Source organism: Luteibacter sp. GL_149 (assembly GCF_057834065.1).
Window position 1 is genome coordinate 1,709,327 of record NZ_CM174395.1, and the last position, 17,456, is coordinate 1,726,782.

Consider the following 17,456-nt stretch of genomic DNA (forward strand, 5'->3'; position numbering starts at 1 on the left):
GATGCCCGCACTTCCCGAACGTATGCAATCCGGCTCGCCCTATCCACTGGGCGCGTCGTGCGACGGCATGGGCACGAATTTCGCGGTGTTCTCCGCACATGCCGAACGCATCGAGCTATGCCTCTTCGATCCGTCCGGTCGACGGGAGATCGCCCGCTACGATCTGCCCGAATGTACCGACGAGATATGGCACGGCTACCTCCCGCGCGTCCGCGGCGGCGCGCTCTACGGTTTCCGTGCTCACGGGCCGTACGAGCCGGAGGAAGGCCATCGCTTCAACCCGAACAAATTGCTGCTCGATCCGTATGCACGGCTGTTGCACGGTCAGGTCCGCTGGTCCGACGCGCTGCACGGCTATCGTGTTTCGTCGTCGCGCGCCGATCTTTCGTTCGATCGCCGCGATAGCGCGATGGCGATGCCCAAGGCGGTTGTCGTCGACGAGCCCATGCACTGGACGGTCGACAACCGCCCGCACACGCCGTGGAACGAAACGGTCGTCTACGAGACCCACGTGCGCGGGCTGACGCGCACACTCAAACGTATCCGCCCGCACGAGCGGGGAACGTTTCTCGCGCTGGCCGATCCCTACGTCATCGACTATCTGGTGAAGTTGGGTATTACCGCTGTCGAACTGCTGCCTGTGCACGCGTTCGTGCAGGACCGTCGCCTGGCCGAGATGAAATTGCGCAACTATTGGGGCTACAACACGCTGGCCTTCTTCGCGCCCGAGCCAAGTTATCTTTCGGAAGGCACCCTCAACGAGATACGGGCGGCCGTGCAGGCGCTGCATGCGGCGGGGATCGAGGTGATCCTCGATGTGGTTTACAACCACACCTGCGAGGGCAGCGAACTCGGGACGACGATGTCCTTCCGCGGTCTGGACAACAAAAGCTATTACCGGCTGCTGGCCGACAATCCCCGTTACTGCATCAACGACACCGGCACGGGAAATACGGTCAACACGGCGCATCCCCGTGTGATCCAGCTGGTCATGGACTCGCTCCGCTACTGGGTGACGACGTTTCATATCGATGGCTTTCGCTTCGATCTCGGCGTGAGCCTGGGTCGGGAGGAACACGGCTTCGATCCCTGCTGCGGTCTGTTCGATGCGATGCGCCAGGACCCGGTCCTTGCGGGGGTGAAACTGATTTCCGAGCCCTGGGACATCGGCCCGGGGGGATATCAGCTAGGCAATCATCCGCCCGGGTTCGCCGAGTGGAATGGCAAGTTCCGCGACGACGTGCGCCGCTTCTGGAAGGGCGATGCGGGCATGCGCGGGGTGCTGGCCGGCCGGTTGCAGGCGTCGGGAGACCTGTTCGATCACCAGCGCCGCAAGCCCTGGGCCTCCGTGAACTTCGTCACCGCGCACGATGGCTTCACGCTGGAGGATCTGGTCAGCTACAACGACAAGCACAACGAAGCCAACGGCGAGGATAACCGCGACGGCGGTAACGACAACGAGAGTTATAACCAGGGCGTTGAGGGACCGACCGACGATCCCGCCATTCAGACGGCGCGCGACCGTACGAAGCGGTCGATGCTGGCCACGATGTTCTTCTCGCATGGCACGCCCATGCTGCTGGGCGGCGACGAGTTCGGTCGCACGCAGAACGGCAATAACAATGCGTACTGCCAGGACAACGAGATTTCCTGGTACGACTGGAAGGCGGCGACTTCCGACCGTGGGCGCGAACTTACCGACTTTGTCGCGCGGCTTATCCGCCTGCGCGAACAGCATCCCACGCTGCGTGCCGCGCACTTCCTCCGTGGCGATAAGGAAGCCGCGCCAGGTATCAAGGAAGTTGCCTGGTTCGACGAAAGCGGCGCGGAGATGACACAGGCCACCTGGGACTATACGGAAGGACGTCTGCTGGGATTGCGTCGGGCACAGGCATATGGCGAACGACGCGTCGACGTCACGCTGGTACTGATCAACGCGACGCCCGAAGCGCATGCGTTCCATCTTCCGCAGCCGTCGCTGCCGTGGAGGCTGCGCTGCAACAGTGCCGATCCCACCGCTTCGGAAACCGCGTATACGGAGCCGTCGATCGAGGTGCAGGGGCGCAGTGTGGTTATGCTCGCGGCGGCGGTGCGCACGGAAAACACATGACGACACGGTTCGCCCATGCCATGCCTTACGGCGTGCGCCCGCTCGGTCGCGGACGCGCACGGTTCAGGCTGTGGGCACCGGATGTGGATACCGTCTTCGTGGAAACCGATGCGGGTGCGGCATTGGCCATGCACGCGCTGGCCGATGGATGGTTCGAAGGCGTGCTGGATGCGCCGGTGGGCACGGGCTACCGCTTTCGTGTGAAAGACGGACTGACGGTTCCCGATCCCGCCTCGCGTCTGCAGAAAAACGGCGACGTGCACGGCTATAGCGTGATTACCGAACCGACCGATTACACGTGGAGGCATGGCGACTGGAAGGGCAGGCCATGGCGCGAGGCGGTAATCTATGAAGTTCACGCCGGATTGACAGGCGGTTTCGAAGGCGTACGCGCGGCTTTACCGCGCCTGGCCGAACTCGGGTTCACGGCCATCGAATTGATGCCTATTGCGCAGTTCCCGGGAGAGCGCAATTGGGGATACGACGGCGTCCTTCCCTTCGCACCGGCGGCGGCTTACGGCAGCCCGGACGATCTGAAGCGGCTTGTCGACGATGCGCACGGTTTCGGACTGATGGTGTTTCTCGACGTCGTCTATAACCATTTCGGGCCTGAAGGAAATTACCTCGGCGCGTATGCATCGCCGTTCTTCCAGGACAAACCGCATACGCCGTGGGGCCCCGCGATTGCCGTGTCGGTGCCGCAAGTGGGTGACTACTTCGTGCATAACGCGTTGTACTGGGTGCAGGAGTTTCGTATCGACGGCCTGCGTCTGGATGCCGTGCATGCCATTGGCAATCCCGGCTGGCTGGCTTCGCTGGCCAGCCGCGTACGTGCGGTGACCGGGCCCGGCCGCCATATCCATCTGGTGCTGGAGAACGAGTCCAATCAGGCGCACCTGCTGGGACGCGAGCGTTTCGATGCGCAATGGAACGACGATTTCCACAATGCGCTGCATGTGTTGATCACCGGCGAATCGGAAGGCTACTACGCGCATTATCAGGATCCCCTGCCGAAGCTCGAACGCGTGCTTGCCGAAGGCTTCGCCTGGCAGGGCGAAATCATGGGTGGCAAGCATCGCGGCGAATACAGCGCGGACAAGATGCCGGCGCGTTTCGTGAGTTTCCTGCAGAACCACGATCAGATCGGCAATCGCGCGTTGGGCGACCGTTTGACGACGCTGGTCGACGAAGCGGTGCTTGCCGCCGCCACGGCGCTCCTGTTGCTTGCGCCCTTCGTCCCGCTGATGTTCATGGGTGAGGACTGGGGGAGTCGCACGCCGTTCCTGTTTTTTGCCGACTTCGGCGAACCGGCGCTTCGCGACGCGGTGCGCGAGGGACGCCGCAAGGAATTCGCGGCGTTCGCGGGTTTTTCCGGCACCGGCATGCCCGATCCGGCTGCCCAGTCGACATTCGATGCGTCCCGTCCCGACATGGTCGAGGCCGACGATCCGGTCTGTCGGCGGCGACTCGCGCTGGTGCGCGAACTGCTCGCTCTGCGGGCGCGACATATTGCGCCATGGATAGACGATGCGCGTTCGACGGGGACGCGCACTCTTGGAGAGCATGCCTTCCGTGCAAGCTGGAAACTGGGAACGAAGGTGTTGACGATCTTCGCGAACCTCGGCGACGCGGACGTCACCCTGAAAACGCCACCATCGGCATCGGCTGCGTGGATTCATGGAGACGCGGTTGCTATTGCGGCGGTCTCGCGCGGTCTTCTTCCGTCCCGTCACACTCTCGTCTGCGTGGAGTCTTAAGTTGTGAATGCGTCCATCGATGATCGTCTCGCCAGGCTCGCGGAACTCGCGGGCGTCGACGTACGCTGGCGGGATGCGCACGACCAGCCTCAGGTCGTGCGTTCCGACACGTTGCGCGCCGTTCTGCGGGCACTGGATCTTCCCGCCGATTCCAGCGACGACATCGATGCGAGCCTCGATCGCGTCGAGCGGGAGCGCGATGGGAAGCAGATGCCCGCGTTGATTACGGCAGAAGCCGGCAAGCCGCTGAATGTGTCGGCGGCCGGACGCGGTCGCCGTTATCGTGTGGCTACCGATATTGGCGCTACGCTGATCGAAGGCGAACTGCCGACAGGCGCGACGTCGATCGAGGCTCCTCTGGTGCCGGGTTATTACCGGCTACAACTGGGGAACGAGGACGTTGCGCTTGCTGTCGCGCCCGGCCGCGCGTTCGGTGTCGGGGACGTGCGCGGTGCGGATCGTCCCTGGGGCGTTGCCGTGCAGATGGCGGCGCTGCGTCGTCCGGGCGACGGCGGCATTGGCGATTTCTCGGCACTGGAACAATGCGCGCGGGCAGCCGCGGAAAAGGGGGCGGATGCGCTTGCGATCAGTCCGCTGCACGCGATGTTCGCCGCCGCTCCCGAGCGCTATAGCCCATATTCGCCATCGAGCCGTCTATTCCTCAACGCTTTGTATGTCGATCCGTCGACGGTCAACGGCGAACAGATGATGCGTGCCGTGATCGATACGCATAACCTCAGGCAGGAACTGGCCGAGCTGGAATGGCTTGAACTTATCGACTGGCCGCGTGCGGCCAGGGCGCGCATGACTGTCCTGCGCTCGCTGTTCGAGGGGGTATCGGTGGATTTCGCGCACGCGGAGCGCTTCATGGCGTTTCGCCGCGAGAAAGGCGAATCGCTGGAACGTCACGCACGTTTCGAAGCGTTGCATTCGCATTTCAGCGCGCACGGCCGTCCGGGCGGCTGGCAGGGGTGGCCAAGCGAATTCCACGATCCGATGTCGCCGGAGGTTGCCGCGTTCGCACGCGAACATTCCCGCGAGGTTGCGTTTCACGCCTATCTGCAATGGCTCGCGGCACAAGGGCTCGACGCTGCGCAACAAACCGCGCGCCAGGCGGGCATGGCGATCGGCCTGATCGCGGACCTGGCCGTCGGTGCGGACAGCGGTGGCAGTCACGCATGGAGTCACCAGCGCGAAGTGCTCAAGGGGCTTTCGGTCGGCGCCCCTCCCGATGCGCTCAATCGTCTGGGGCAGGATTGGGGACTGACGACGTTCTCGCCGCGAGGCTTGCTGGCAACGGGCTTCGGTGGCTTCATCGGCATGCTGCGTGCCGCGCTTGCCCATGCGGGCGGTGTGCGTATCGATCATGTGCTGGGGCTGAAGCGGCTTTGGATGGTGCCGCATGGCGCCGGTGCGACCGAAGGCGCGTACGTGCGTTATCCGCTGACCGACATGTTGCGGCTGATTGCGCTGGAATCGCATCTGCACCGGGCTATCGTCATCGGCGAGGATCTCGGCACGGTGCCTTCGGACTTTCGTCGGACCATCGGCGACGCGGGTGTACTCGGCATTCGCGTACTCTGGTTCGAGCGTGCGGCGGATGGCGGATTCATCGCTCCGTCGGAGTGGTCGCCAAAGGCCATGGCAACCACCGGCACACACGACGTTCCCACCGTCGCGGGCTGGTGGAGTGGGAGGGACGTAACGTGGCGCAAGCTGACGGGGCTGGATAATCCAGCCGTCGACGAGATGGCCGAACGCGTACGCGATCGCGACCTGTTGTGGCGAGCGCTGTGTGCGTCGGGCGCCGCGTGGGATGAAAATGCGCCGCCAGCGCCCGACGATATTTCTCCCGTGGTGGTTGCCGCGGCGAAGCACGTCGCCGGTACGCCGTCGCCGCTGACGATCTTTCCCGTCGAGGATGTGCTGGGCCTGCACGAACAGCCCAACCTGCCGGGTCCGACGGATGCCATCCATCCGAACTGGCGAAGGCGCATGCCCGATTCGTCGTCGCGCCTCTTCGATGGACCGATCGCGCACGCCACGTGCGTTGCCATTGCGGCGGCGCGGGCGCGTTCGTGAGTCCGCCGCGTGCGTTAGCGCGCTTGCAGTTCCATGCCGGATTCACATTCGAGCATGCGCTGGACACGGTCGATTACTACGCCGATCTCGGCATCAGTCATCTCTATGCATCGCCGATCCTGCGTGCGCGCGCGGGATCGACGCATGGCTACGATGTCGTCGATTGCCACCAGGTCAATCCCGAGCTGGGCGGTGAGTCCGGGTTGCGCGCGATGGTCGCGAAACTGCGCTCGCGCGGTATGGGACTCATCGTCGACATCGTGCCGAACCACATGGGTATCGGTGCGGGGAACGCATGGTGGATGGACGTGCTCGCCTATGGCCGGGAGAGCCGTTACGCCAGTTACTTCGACATCGACTGGCAGGCTGCCGATCCCCTTGTGCGCGGACGTGTACTGTTACCCATCCTCGGCGCGCCCTACCACGAGGCGCTTGCGGCCGCCGACCTGGCGCTCGTTCGCGAGGGCACGCAGTTCAAGCTGCGCGTTTACGATCAACGGTTGCCGTTGTCGCCCGAGTCATGCGCGGGGCTCGATGACCATGCGCTTAACGATTACGACGCTGCAACGTCCGGAGGCAGGGAGCGATTGCATCGGCTGATCGAGAGCCAGCACTACCGGCTCGCCTTCTGGAAGCTGGCCAGCGACATCGTCAACTACCGGCGCTTTTTCGATATCAACGAACTGGCGGGTCTGCGCGTCGAGCGAACGGCGGTGTTCGAAGATACGCATTCGCTGATTTTTCGCCTTTACGCGCAAGGGCTGATCGATGGCGTGCGCTGCGATCATGTCGACGGCCTCGCCGATCCCAGAAGGTATTGCAGGCAGCTACGGCACCGGCTGGAACGTTTGCGCGGTCAGCGTCCGGAAGGCGCGCCGCGCGATGCGGCGTATCTCGTCGTCGAAAAAATTCTTGCGGACGACGAGCCGCTGCGGGTGGACTGGCGCACGGATGGGACGACCGGCTATGAATTCATGGATCAGGTGTCGGCCGTGCTGCACGACGAATCGGGCGAAGCGCCGCTGACGGAACTCTGGCGAAACACGACCGGGGATCGCGCCGACTTCGCGACGCAGGCCGTGGGTGCGCGTCGACAGATTCTGGTGGACAGTTTCGAATCCGAACTGGATCGGACGGCACGCGCACTGTTCGCGTCGGCGCGCGCGGACGTCGCCACGCGGGACGTGTCGTTGCCAGCCATTCGCCGCGTGCTCATCGAATTGCTGATTCATTTCCCCGTCTATCGCACCTATGCGGGTGGCGCGGGCAGGGACGATTTCGACGAGGCTGTTTTCGGTCGCGCTATCGAGGGCGCCGCGCGGACGCTTCGTCTGGAAGATGCCGAACTGCTCCATCAGGTGGGTGTGTGGCTGGGCGGGCAGGCGCCGCGTTCGATGCCGCCCGGGGCGGCCAGGCGTGCGCGCGAGCGGGCAATCGCGGTCTTTCAGCAAGCGACGTCGCCGGTTGCCGCGAAGGCGGTAGAGGACACGGCCGGTTATCGCTATGGACGGTTGCTGTCGCGCAACGAAGTCGGCGCGGACGCGGCACGCCTGGCAATTTCCGTGGGCGACTTCCATGCGCATGCCCGTGCGCGGGCACGTCACCATCCGGACAATCTGCTTGCCACGGCGACGCACGACCACAAGCGCGGCGAGGATCTGCGGGCGCGACTAGCCGTGCTGTCCGAAATTTCCGACATGTGGATCGCTACGGTCGAACGATGGCGTGCGCGCCACTCGGAACTGCGCCGCAAGGCCGAGGGGCGCATGGCGCCAGCCGCACCCGACGAACTGATGCTTTATCAGATGCTGGTTGGCGCATGGCCGCTCGATCTGCGGCCTGACGATGCCACCGGAATGGCGGCGTTTGCCGACCGGATCGCCGGCTGGCAGCGCAAGGCACTGCGGGAGGCGAAACGCTGGACGCGGTGGACGTCGCCGAACGAACCCTACGAGGACGCCTGCGAGGCGTTCATGCGCGATCTGCTGACCGGAGGCGACGGTTTCGCCCGGGACATCGCCGCGTTCGTGGACTTCGTCGCATCCGCCGGCGCGGCCAACGGCCTTGCGCAGATGGTGCTGAGACTGACCACGCCGGGTGTGCCGGACCTCTATCAGGGCACCGACTATTGGGATTTCAGTCTGGTCGACCCGGATAACAGGCTCCCGGTGGATTTTGCCGCCCGGCGCGCCTCGCTGGCCGCCGCCCGGCCCGTGACCGACGAGCTGGCGTCCTGGCGTACCGGTCCGCTGAAACAAGCGATCCTGCACCGGCTTCTGCAGCTGCGTGCCGGGCATCCGGTCCTGTTCGCCCGCGGGGGCTACCGGCCGCTGGCGGTGGACGGAGCGGCCGCCGACCGGCTGCTGGCCTTCGAGCGGCACCGTGGCAGCCATCGCATCGTGGTGTTGGTGGCGCGACATACGGCGGTCTGGCTGGGCGGAGCGGCTACCCCAGCGATCCCGGCGGAGCGCTGGAGCGGGACGCGCCTCGGGCTGGCCGATGGCGAGTACTGGAGCCTGCTCGGAGGTGGTTCGACCACGATACGGGAAGGGGTCGCCAGCGTGGCGGACCTCCTCGATGGACTGCCCGTAGCGGTCTGGGAAGCGGGTAAACCGGGAAAACGCCGTCAGTCGAGCAGCGAACGGACCAGTGCGACATAACGTTTCATGGCGTTGTCGCGGGTCGTGCCCTTGAGCTTGCCCCAGGCTTCGTACTTGGCGGTGCCGACGAAATCGAAGAATCCCGGCTGTTTACCTTTGAGGTCGCCCTCCGAGCCCTGTTTGAAGAGGGCGTAGAGCTGGAGCATGGTGTCGTTGTCCGGGCGCTTCCGCAGCCCGGAGGCATCCCGGGCGGCCTGTTCGAACTGGCTCTGGAGATCGGCCATGTGAGGAGGGCGCTCGGATGGGTCTACGGGATGGGGCTTGTAGCATGCGCCCGACATCGACGTCCAATGGGCAGGGCCGTGCTGCAACGCGATATCATGGCGGTTTCAGGCGCGAGGAAATCCCATGGCCCATCCGGCAATCGTTCCGGTCTTAACTATCGACGGACCGTCGGGCTCGGGCAAGGGAACCATCAGCCGCCTCGTGGCCGACAAGCTGGGGTGGCGCTTGCTCGATTCGGGCGCGCTTTACCGGGCCGTGGGCTATGCCGCCGGCGCCGAGGGCATCGATCTTTCGGACGTCGACGCCGTCACCCGCTGCGCCCAGACGACGAAAATCCGCTTCGTCGCCAGTCCCGACGGGGGCGAGACCCACGTTCTGGTCAACGGCCACGACGCCACGGACGAGCTGCGTACCGAGACGGCCGGCGCCGCGGCCTCGGCCATCGCCGCGATCCCGTCGGTGCGTCAGGCCCTGGTGGACCTGCAGCACGGGTTCCGGAAGGCCCCGGGTCTGGTGGCGGACGGGCGGGACATGGGGACGGTGATTTTCCCCGATGCCGCCCATAAGGTATTCCTGACGGCCAGCGCGTCCGAGCGCGCGAAAAGGCGCTATAAGCAGTTGAAGGATAAGGGTCTGAGCGTTACACTTGCAGGCCTGCTGCGAGAGATCGAGGCACGCGACGAGCGAGACGCGTCGCGCCCGGTCGCCCCGCTGAAGCCAGCCGAGGGGGCTGTCCTGATCGATACGACGGGCATGCCGATCGAGGCTGTAGTAGAGAAAGTATTCGCCGTACTGCACCCGTAAGGGGGCATCCGGCATTCCCGTCCGCGCTGATGCGCGGGCATTTAGGCAACGGTGCCAAGGAAGATCCTTTCCGAGACACCCACAACCGGTGGGTCGCTTCGTACGCGCGCACAGCAATGATGTCTGGCGCCGGCGGGTCCGACCTTTCATAACCCTGGAATCAACATGACTGAAAGTTTTGCCGAACTGTTTGAACAGAGCCAGCAGGCTATTTCCAAGCTGAAGCCCGGCTCCATCGTCACCGGTATCGTTGTGGAAATCCGCAACGACGTGGTGGTGATCAACGCCGGCCTGAAGAGCGAAGGCATCGTCCCCATCGAGCAGTTCAAGGACGAGTCGGGCGCCCTGGAAGTAGAAGTGGGCGATGAGGTCAAGGTTGCTCTTGACGCCCTGGAAGACGGCTTCGGCGAGACCAAGCTCTCCCGCGAGAAGGCCAAGCGTTCGATGGTGTGGGACGACCTCGAGCAGGCGTTCGACAAGGAAGAGACCATCACCGGCAAGATCTCCGGCAAGGTCAAGGGCGGTTTCACCGTCGACATCAAGGACGTCCGCGCATTCCTGCCGGGCTCGCTGGTCGACGTCCGTCCGGTCCGCGATCCGGTTTATCTGGAAGGCAAGGACCTCGAGTTCAAGATCATCAAGCTCGACCGCAAGCGTAACAACGTGGTCGTCAGCCGTCGCGCCGTTGTCGAGACCGAGTTCTCGGAAGAGCGCGAGAAGCTGCTCGAGCGTCTGACCGAAGGCGCGGTCGTCAAGGGTGTCGTCAAGAACCTGACCGATTACGGCGCGTTCGTGGACCTCGGCGGTATCGACGGTCTGCTTCACATCACCGATATGGCGTGGAAGCGCGTGCGTCACCCGTCCGAAGTCGTCAACGTCGGCGACGAGCTGGACGTCCGCGTGCTGAAGTACGACCGCGAGCGCAACCGCGTTTCGCTCGGCCTCAAGCAGCTCGGCGACGACCCGTGGGTCGCCATCGCCCGCCGCTACCCGGTCGGCAGCCGTCTGTTCGGCAAGGTCTCCAACGTCACCGATTATGGTTGCTTCGTTGAGATCGAGCCGGGCGTCGAAGGTCTGGTGCACGTTTCCGAAATGGACTGGACCAACAAGAACGTCAATCCGGCCAAGGTGGTTCAGGTCGGTGACGAGACCGAGGTCATGGTTCTGGACGTGGACGAGGAGCGTCGCCGCATCTCGCTGGGTATCAAGCAGACCCGTTCGAACCCGTGGGAAGCTTTCGCCGCCATGCACAAGAAGGGCGACAAGGTTTCCGGCCAGATCAAGTCGATTACCGATTTCGGTATCTTCATCGGTCTGGAAGGCGGCATCGACGGCCTCGTCCACCTGTCCGACATTTCGTGGCAGGTTTCGGGTGAAGACCTCGTTCGCAACTTCAAGAAGGGCGACGAAGTCGAAGCCGTGGTCCTGGCGGTCGATCCGGAGCGCGAGCGCATCTCCCTCGGCATCAAGCAGATGGAGCAGGATCCGTTCGGTCAGTTCATGGCTACGAATCCGCGCGGCACCGTTCTGAACGGCACCGTGAGGGAAGTCGACGCGAAGGGTGCCATCATCGACCTGGGCGAAGGCGTCGAAGGCTATATCCGCGCCAACGACATCGCCAAGGAACGCGTGGAAGATGCCACGCAGTACCTGAAGGTTGGCGATGCGGTCGAAGCCAAGTTCACCGGCATGGATCGCAAGGGCCGTCAGCTCCAGCTGTCGATCCGCGCGAAGGACGAGGAAGAGCTTACGGACACCATGGCCGACTACCAGTCTGCCGCCGGTGGCACCACGAAGCTCGGCGCTCTCCTGAAAGAGCAGATGAACAAGGCCGACTAAGGCAGTCGGACGAGGGGCGGCCAGCCGCCCCTCGTTTCCTTTAGCGTCAGGAAGTCAGGGGACCCATGACCAAATCGGAACTGATCGAGGCGCTGGCGCGGCGCCAGACCCACCTTGCGTTCAGTGATGTGGAACTTGCGGTCAAGAGCGTGCTCGAGCAAATGAGCCACGCCCTGTCCACAGGTGAGCGCATCGAGATTCGCGGATTCGGCAGCTTCGCGCTGCACTTCCGTCCGCCGCGCATGGGCCGAAACCCCAAGACCGGCGAAGCGGTTGCGTTGCCGGGTAAGCACGTGCCTCATTTCAAACCGGGCAAGGAATTACGCGAACGCGTAAATCTGGCCGAGACGAACGCTGCGGAATAACGCAGCGTTTTTTTTGCCCGCAATCCGGGGGCTGCCTGCGCTCAAGCGCGCTCAAGCGCAGACTGGCCGTACATTCCCTGGGGCTGAACCTGTACGAATCGCTAACCAGGTCCTACAGCCTCCCGTTTGAATCGGTTAAAGTCGGCCGATGCGTCTTCTTGCCATCATTGTCCTCCTGGTATTCATCGCCGCCGGCATCGTGTTCGGGGCGTTGAACGCGGACCTCGTGTCCTATGACCTCGGTTTTGCCCATGCCTCCGTGCCCAAGGGCGCCGCGGTACTGGCGGCCGTACTGGTCGGCTGGCTGCTCGGCGGTCTGACCGCCTGGTTGGGGACCTCGTTCGCCCATCGGCGCCGTCGCCGTCGCGAACGCATCGAAAGCAAGGCTGCGATCGCGCCTACCGCATGAATTCCCTCTGGCTGTGGCTGCTCGCCCTGATCCCGCCCCTGGCATTCGCCAGCGGCTGGTGGGCGGCAAAACGTACCCATGTCAAACGCTCGGGCGATCGGGTCAACGAACTGTCGTCGGACTATTTCCGCGGCCTGAACTATCTGCTCAACGAAGAGCAGGACAAGGCGCTGGAAGTCTTCGTGCGTCTGGCCGAGTACAACCGCGACACGGTCGAAACCCATCTCGCGTTGGGCAACCTGTTTCGTAAGCGGGGCGAAGTCGATCGCGCCATCCGTCTGCACCAGCATCTGGTCTCCCGGCCGGGGCTTTCCGACGAAATGAAAACCGTCGCGCTGCTCGAACTCGGCGAAGACTATATGCGCGCCGGCTTGCTCGATCGCGCCGAAACGCTTTTTTCCGATCTGGTGGCGATGGACGCGCTTGCGCCGTCGGCGTTGCGTCACCTGATCGCGATTTACCAGCACGAACGGGAATGGCACAAAGCCATCGATCATGCGCGCCGCATGGAAGCTATGACTGGCGAAGACGAGTCGGCGATGATCGCGCAGTTCTATTGCGAACTGGCCGAGCAATCCCGTCAGCACGGTGCACGTACCGAAGCGCGCGAGTATCTGCGCGAAGCCTTTATCTGCCAGCGCGACTGTGTGCGCGCGCATATGCTTATGGGACGGTTGTACGCGGAGGAAGGCGAAGTCGGGTTGGGTGTCGACGCCTACGAGGCGGCTATCGCCGCCGACATCGCCTTCGTTCCCGAAATCCTTCCGCCGTTGCTGAATTGCTATGCACGGTCGCAGCAGATGGAGCGCGCCGAGCGCTTCCTGCGCGAAATCATGGAGCGTTACCACGGCATATCGCCGGTGCTTGCGCTTACCCGTCTTTATGAAGGGCGCGACGGCGAACGGACGGCCATCGACTTCCTTACCGGTCAGTTGCGCAAACGGCCTTCCGTACGCGGCCTGATGGCCTTGATCGACGCGACGATGGACAAGGTGTCCGGCGAGGCGCGCGAGAACTACCTGATCCTTCGCGACCTGACCCGCAAGTTGCTGGAAGGGCAGGCGATGTATCGTTGCAGCCGCTGCGGCTTCGGTGCCAAGGCCCATCACTGGCAGTGCCCAAGCTGCAAAGGCTGGGGAACCGTTCGTCCCATTCATGGCGTCGCGAACGAATGACGCCGGGCATCGGGGGAATGTCGCCGGGAAGTGTCATTGCCACCTGCGCCATCGTGGCGTTTGTCCTGTCGTTCGCGACCGTGCGGATGGCTATCGGCTATGCGCATCGCAAAGGCATGCTCGATGCGCCCGGTCGCCGCCGTTCGCACACGATGCCGACGCCACGCGGCGGCGGCATCGGTATCGTGATGGGCTCGCTGGTGGGTATGTCGGCAGCCTTGTTGTGGCTGCCTCCGTTCCAGGCGGGGATGACCGTGGCGACCTTCGCCGTCGCAACGATCGCGGTCGCCGCCATTGGCTGGCTGGACGATCATGGCTCCCTGCCGATCCGGCCACGTCTCGCCATTCAGTTGGCAGCCACGCTGGCATTTGCCCTGGTGTTGGCCGTAGGGACGTCCAGCCTGCTATGGGCGTTGCCGCTCCTGCTCGCCGGGGTCTGGTCGATCAATCTGCATAACTTCATGGACGGCATCGACGGGCTCGCCGCGCAGCAGTCCATGTTCGCCAGTGCGGGAATGGCGATTCTGGCCTGGTTTGCCGGCGCGCCGGGCATCGCTGGCGCGGGCATCGCGCTGACCGCCGCCGCGACGGGGTTCTGGTGGTTCAATCGTTCGCCCGCCCGTATCTTCATGGGCGACGTGGGCAGCGGCACGCTGGGCTTCTTCGTATTCGGCCTGACCGGCCTGCTCTGGGTGTGGAGAACGGAACTTCTCTGGCCTGCGCTGATCCTTAGTTCAGCCTTTGTTATCGACGCAACCTTGACGCTTCTCGTGCGCATGCTTCGAGGTAGCCGCTGGTACACTCCCCATAGGGAGCATCTATATCAGTGGTTAGTCAGACAAGGCGCCTCGCATGCGAGGGTAGCCAGGGTCTATTTCGCGTGGAATGTTCTCGTTTGTGTACCTGTCGCATGGATAGCGTTCCGCTGGCCTGGGGCGGCGCCCGCACTCTGCGTGGCGACGTACCTGCTGGCAACGGTCGTCTGGCGTGGCGGCAAGCAATGGTGCTTGCATCGAAGGATTCGTCATGTTTCTACGTAAGATCATAGGCATCATCCATCCCCGGACCGCGGTCGTAGCGCACGATCTTGCGATGGCGGCACTGGCATGGTGGATCGCCAAGGCCATGCGCTACGCGCTGATGCCCGATATCGCGCCAGTCTCCTATCTGCCCATGGAATTCCCGATCGTGCTGCTCGTGCAGGGCGCGGTGTTCAACTGGACCGGTCTGTACAAGGGGGTATGGCGCTTCGCGAGCCTGCCCGACCTCTGGAATATTCTCCGGGCCACCATCATCGGTGCCCTGATCATCGGACTGGCGATGGTCATGTACGCACGCCTCGATGGCGTGCCGCGTTCCGTACTGCTGGTGTATCCGGTGGTACTCGCGATATTGCTGGGGGCTCCGCGCCTCAGTTACCGGTTCTGGAAAGACAGCCGCGTCGACCTGTTCCAGTCGACGCCGACCAAGCGCGTACTGGTCGTCGGTGCCGACAGGGCCGGCGAAGCCCTGTCGCGCGACCTGCGTCGCGACAGCCGTTACAGCGTTATCGGTTTCGTCGACGACAATCCCGCATTGCGCGGCGCGCAGATCAACGGCGTTCCCGTACTTGGCAACATCGAGCAACTCCCCGAGCTTGCCCGCGCGGTTGCCGTGCAGATGCTGCTGATCGCCGTCCCCGGTGCCACGACGGCACAAATGCGTCGCATCGTTTCGATCTGCGAAAGCACGGCCTTGCCGTTCCGCACCGTTCCCCGCCTGGAGGACGTCGTCGCCGGTCGCGCGCAGTTCAACGAGATCAAGGAAGTGGCCATCGAAGACCTCCTCGGTCGCGACGCGGTGGAGCTCGACTGGACGGCTATTCGCGAAAATCTCAGTGGCCGTCGTGTCCTCGTGACGGGCGGTGGCGGTTCTATCGGTTCCGAGCTATGCCGTCAGGTGGCGCGTCTTGGCGCACAGTCGCTGACCGTGGTGGAACTGTCCGAATACAACCTCTACCGGATTGGCCAGGAACTGACTTCCGCCTATCCGGAAATGGTATTCAACGGCGTGCTTGCCGACGCGCGCGATCCCGTTGCGGTCCAGCGCGTGTTCGAGGAAGTGCAGCCGCAGATCGTGTTCCATGCATCCGCGTACAAGCACGTGCCGATGCTCCAGGGCCAGTTGCGCGAAGCATTCCGCAATAACGTGGTCGGCACGCGCGTGGTGGCCAGCGCGGCCGTGCGCTATGGCGTGGAATCGTTCGTCCTTATTTCGACCGACAAGGCCGTGAATCCGACGAGCGTGATGGGCGCCTGCAAGCGCATGGCCGAAATCTGGTGCCAGAACCTTGCCGCACACACGTCCACGCGATTCATTACCGTCCGGTTCGGTAACGTGCTCGACTCGGCGGGCTCCGTCGTGCCGCTGTTCCGCGAACAGATCCGCGCCGGTGGGCCGGTCACCATTACGCATCCCGAAATTTCGCGTTACTTCATGACTATCCCGGAAGCCTGTCAGCTCATTCTGCAGGCGGCCAGTCTCGGTCGTGGCGGCGAGATATTCGCGCTGGACATGGGCGACCCGGTGAAAATCCGCGACCTGGCCGAGCAGATGATTCGTCTCGCGGGCAAGCGCCCCGGCTCGGATATCCAGATTGTCTACACGGGACTGCGTTCGGGCGAGAAGCTGTTCGAAGAACTGTTCCACCCGCTGGAGAATTACACCAGCACGACGCACGCGAAGATCTTCCAGGCCCAGCACCGTCAGGTGTCGTGGGACCTGTTGCAGGTTCAGCTGGCCCGTGCCGAAGAGGCCGCGGCCGTATTCGACGAAGACGCCCTGCGTCGCTGCGTATCCCAACTGCTGCCATCGTTCCGCTGGACTGAGGCGCAGACGGACAACGTGGTGCCGCTCCGACGAAACGAAAATGGAGATAAAGCATGACCCAACCGCTGCGCAAGGTGGTATTCCCCGTTGCCGGCCTCGGTACGCGTTTTCTTCCCGCGACGAAGGTTGTGGCCAAGGAAATGCTGCCGGTGCTGGATCGTCCGCTGATTCAGTATGCGGTCGACGAAGCGGTGGATGCCGGCGCCGATACGCTGGTGTTCGTCACGAATCGTTACAAGCATGCGATTGCCGATTACTTCGATAAGGCTTATGAGCTGGAAGCGAAGCTGGCGGAGAAGAACAAGGAAGAACTCCTCGGTATTCTGAGAGGCATTCTTCCGCGTCACGTGCGTTGCGTCTTTGTCACTCAGCCGGAAGCGTTCGGTCTGGGCCATGCGGTACTTTGCGCGGCGCCGGTGGTTGGCGATGAGCCCTTTGGCGTGGTTCTTCCGGACGATCTGATCTGGAATAAGGGTAAGGGCGCACTGCGCCAGATGGCCGAGCTTGCTCAGGCAGAGGATGCCGGTGTGATCGCCGTGGAAGAGGTGCCGCACGAAGATACCGACAAGTACGGCATCGTCGATGCGTCTCCGATTTCCGATCGTGCCGCGCGCATCAAGCATATGGTGGAGAAGCCGAAGCCCGCCGACGCGCCGTCGAATCTTGCCGTGGTCGGACGCTATGTTTTGCCGGGTAGCATTTTCCGCTACCTGAGCGAGACGAAGGCGGGTGCCGGTGGCGAGATTCAGTTGACCGACGCTATCGAGAATTTGCTGAAGGATCAGGGCAAGGTGCTGGCGTATCGTTTCGAGGGCGAGCGGTTCGATTGCGGCAATAAGGTCGGGCTGGTTCGCGCCACGATGCATATGGCTATGCAGGATCCGAAGCTGGCTTCTGTTGTTCGGGAGTTTGCTTCTAAGCACGTTTGATGGGTTGCGCTTTTCGGCGTGTTTGACCGGCTTGCACTAGAAGAGCGTCGCAATTCGGGGCGTCGTCGCGGGGAACCAGCCGGCCCCCTCGCCGGGCCCACGTCGGGCGGTGAGGGTATGGGTGTGAAGAGCAAAGCGAACCGCTGATGTTCCCTCGCACCACCCTTACCCCTCACCGTCATTCCTGCGCAGGCAGGAAGCCAGTGCGGTGCGGTGGGTTATCGCGATAACGG

13 protein-coding genes are annotated in these 17,456 nt (G+C 63.5%); 12 read left to right on the plus strand and 1 reads right to left on the minus strand.

The genetic code is table 11. From position 1 onward, the window contains the following. Position 1 precedes the first annotated feature (1 nt). The 4 genes from glgX to treY are packed head-to-tail and all read left to right on the plus strand — an operon-like array spanning position 2 to position 8,609. Positions 2-2,110 (plus strand): glycogen debranching protein GlgX, encoded by a 2,109-nt coding sequence (glgX, locus tag AC3IR3_RS07700; protein ID WP_489196340.1) that lies wholly within the window; start codon positions 2-4, stop codon positions 2,108-2,110. Next, the gene (gene treZ / locus AC3IR3_RS07705) at positions 2,107-3,867 is read left to right on the plus strand and encodes a malto-oligosyltrehalose trehalohydrolase (protein ID WP_489196341.1); all 1,761 of its coding nucleotides are present in this window, start codon (positions 2,107-2,109) and stop codon (positions 3,865-3,867) included. Before glgX ends, treZ begins: the two co-directional genes overlap by 4 nt. Before the next feature lie 3 nt (positions 3,868-3,870). Beyond that, on the plus strand, positions 3,871-5,949 hold the full coding sequence (gene malQ, locus AC3IR3_RS07710; protein WP_489196342.1) for a 4-alpha-glucanotransferase: 2,079 nt from the start codon (positions 3,871-3,873) through the stop codon (positions 5,947-5,949). Beyond that, the gene (gene treY / locus AC3IR3_RS07715) at positions 5,946-8,609 is read left to right on the plus strand and encodes a malto-oligosyltrehalose synthase (RefSeq protein WP_489196343.1); all 2,664 of its coding nucleotides are present in this window, start codon (positions 5,946-5,948) and stop codon (positions 8,607-8,609) included. The genes malQ and treY overlap by 4 nt, the downstream gene beginning before the upstream one ends. Here the strand turns inward: treY and AC3IR3_RS07720 are convergent. Beyond that, positions 8,576-8,833: an acyl-CoA-binding protein gene (locus AC3IR3_RS07720; RefSeq protein ID WP_489196344.1), complete on the minus strand. Its 258-nt coding sequence runs from the start codon at positions 8,831-8,833 to the stop codon at positions 8,576-8,578. The genes treY and AC3IR3_RS07720 overlap by 34 nt on opposite strands. Positions 8,834-8,957: 124 nt before the next feature. On the opposite strand from AC3IR3_RS07720, the gene cmk reads away from it, so the two are divergent. From cmk to galU, 8 genes are all read left to right on the plus strand, one after another. Then, a complete protein-coding gene (cmk, locus tag AC3IR3_RS07725) occupies positions 8,958-9,638 on the plus strand; it encodes a (d)CMP kinase (protein ID WP_132141401.1) in 681 nt (226 codons plus the stop codon). Positions 9,639-9,803: 165 nt separating this feature from the next. Continuing rightward, positions 9,804-11,477: a 30S ribosomal protein S1 gene (rpsA, locus tag AC3IR3_RS07730; protein ID WP_489196345.1), complete on the plus strand. Its 1,674-nt coding sequence runs from the start codon at positions 9,804-9,806 to the stop codon at positions 11,475-11,477. Positions 11,478-11,542: 65 nt separating this feature from the next. Further along, complete coding sequence (locus tag AC3IR3_RS07735) at positions 11,543-11,842, plus strand: integration host factor subunit beta (RefSeq protein ID WP_132141403.1); 300 nt, start codon at positions 11,543-11,545, stop codon at positions 11,840-11,842. A gap of 148 nt (positions 11,843-11,990) precedes the next feature. Next, positions 11,991-12,251: a LapA family protein gene (locus AC3IR3_RS07740; protein WP_489196346.1), complete on the plus strand. Its 261-nt coding sequence runs from the start codon at positions 11,991-11,993 to the stop codon at positions 12,249-12,251. Beyond that, the gene (gene lapB, locus AC3IR3_RS07745; RefSeq protein ID WP_132141405.1) at positions 12,248-13,426 is read left to right on the plus strand and encodes a lipopolysaccharide assembly protein LapB; all 1,179 of its coding nucleotides are present in this window, start codon (positions 12,248-12,250) and stop codon (positions 13,424-13,426) included. The genes AC3IR3_RS07740 and lapB overlap by 4 nt, the downstream gene beginning before the upstream one ends. Before the next feature lie 17 nt (positions 13,427-13,443). Beyond that, positions 13,444-14,466 carry an MraY family glycosyltransferase gene (locus AC3IR3_RS07750; protein WP_489196347.1) on the plus strand — a complete coding sequence of 341 codons (1,023 nt, stop codon included), beginning with the start codon at positions 13,444-13,446 and terminating at the stop codon, positions 14,464-14,466. Then, entirely contained in the window at positions 14,453-16,351 is a 1,899-nt protein-coding gene (locus AC3IR3_RS07755; RefSeq protein WP_489196348.1) for a polysaccharide biosynthesis protein, read from the plus strand. Before AC3IR3_RS07750 ends, AC3IR3_RS07755 begins: the two co-directional genes overlap by 14 nt. Then, a complete protein-coding gene (galU, locus tag AC3IR3_RS07760) occupies positions 16,348-17,223 on the plus strand; it encodes a UTP--glucose-1-phosphate uridylyltransferase GalU (RefSeq protein ID WP_489196349.1) in 876 nt (291 codons plus the stop codon). Before AC3IR3_RS07755 ends, galU begins: the two co-directional genes overlap by 4 nt. Positions 17,224-17,456 lie beyond the last annotated feature (233 nt).

Excerpts from the sequence above, each read along its gene's own strand:
- glgX (WP_489196340.1), top strand. The coding sequence starts at position 2 with ATGCCCGCACTTCCCGAACGTATGCAATCCGGCTCGCCCTATCCACTG.
- treZ (WP_489196341.1), top strand. The coding sequence starts at position 2,107 with ATGACGACACGGTTCGCCCATGCCATGCCTTACGGCGTGCGCCCGCTC.
- AC3IR3_RS07720 (WP_489196344.1), bottom strand. The coding sequence starts at position 8,833 with ATGGCCGATCTCCAGAGCCAGTTCGAACAGGCCGCCCGGGATGCCTCC.
- cmk (WP_132141401.1), top strand. The coding sequence starts at position 8,958 with ATGGCCCATCCGGCAATCGTTCCGGTCTTAACTATCGACGGACCGTCG.
- rpsA (WP_489196345.1), top strand. The coding sequence starts at position 9,804 with ATGACTGAAAGTTTTGCCGAACTGTTTGAACAGAGCCAGCAGGCTATT.
- AC3IR3_RS07735 (WP_132141403.1), top strand. The coding sequence starts at position 11,543 with ATGACCAAATCGGAACTGATCGAGGCGCTGGCGCGGCGCCAGACCCAC.
- AC3IR3_RS07740 (WP_489196346.1), top strand. The coding sequence starts at position 11,991 with ATGCGTCTTCTTGCCATCATTGTCCTCCTGGTATTCATCGCCGCCGGC.
- lapB (WP_132141405.1), top strand. The coding sequence starts at position 12,248 with ATGAATTCCCTCTGGCTGTGGCTGCTCGCCCTGATCCCGCCCCTGGCA.
- AC3IR3_RS07750 (WP_489196347.1), top strand. The coding sequence starts at position 13,444 with ATGTCGCCGGGAAGTGTCATTGCCACCTGCGCCATCGTGGCGTTTGTC.
- AC3IR3_RS07755 (WP_489196348.1), top strand. The coding sequence starts at position 14,453 with ATGTTTCTACGTAAGATCATAGGCATCATCCATCCCCGGACCGCGGTC.
- galU (WP_489196349.1), top strand. The coding sequence starts at position 16,348 with ATGACCCAACCGCTGCGCAAGGTGGTATTCCCCGTTGCCGGCCTCGGT.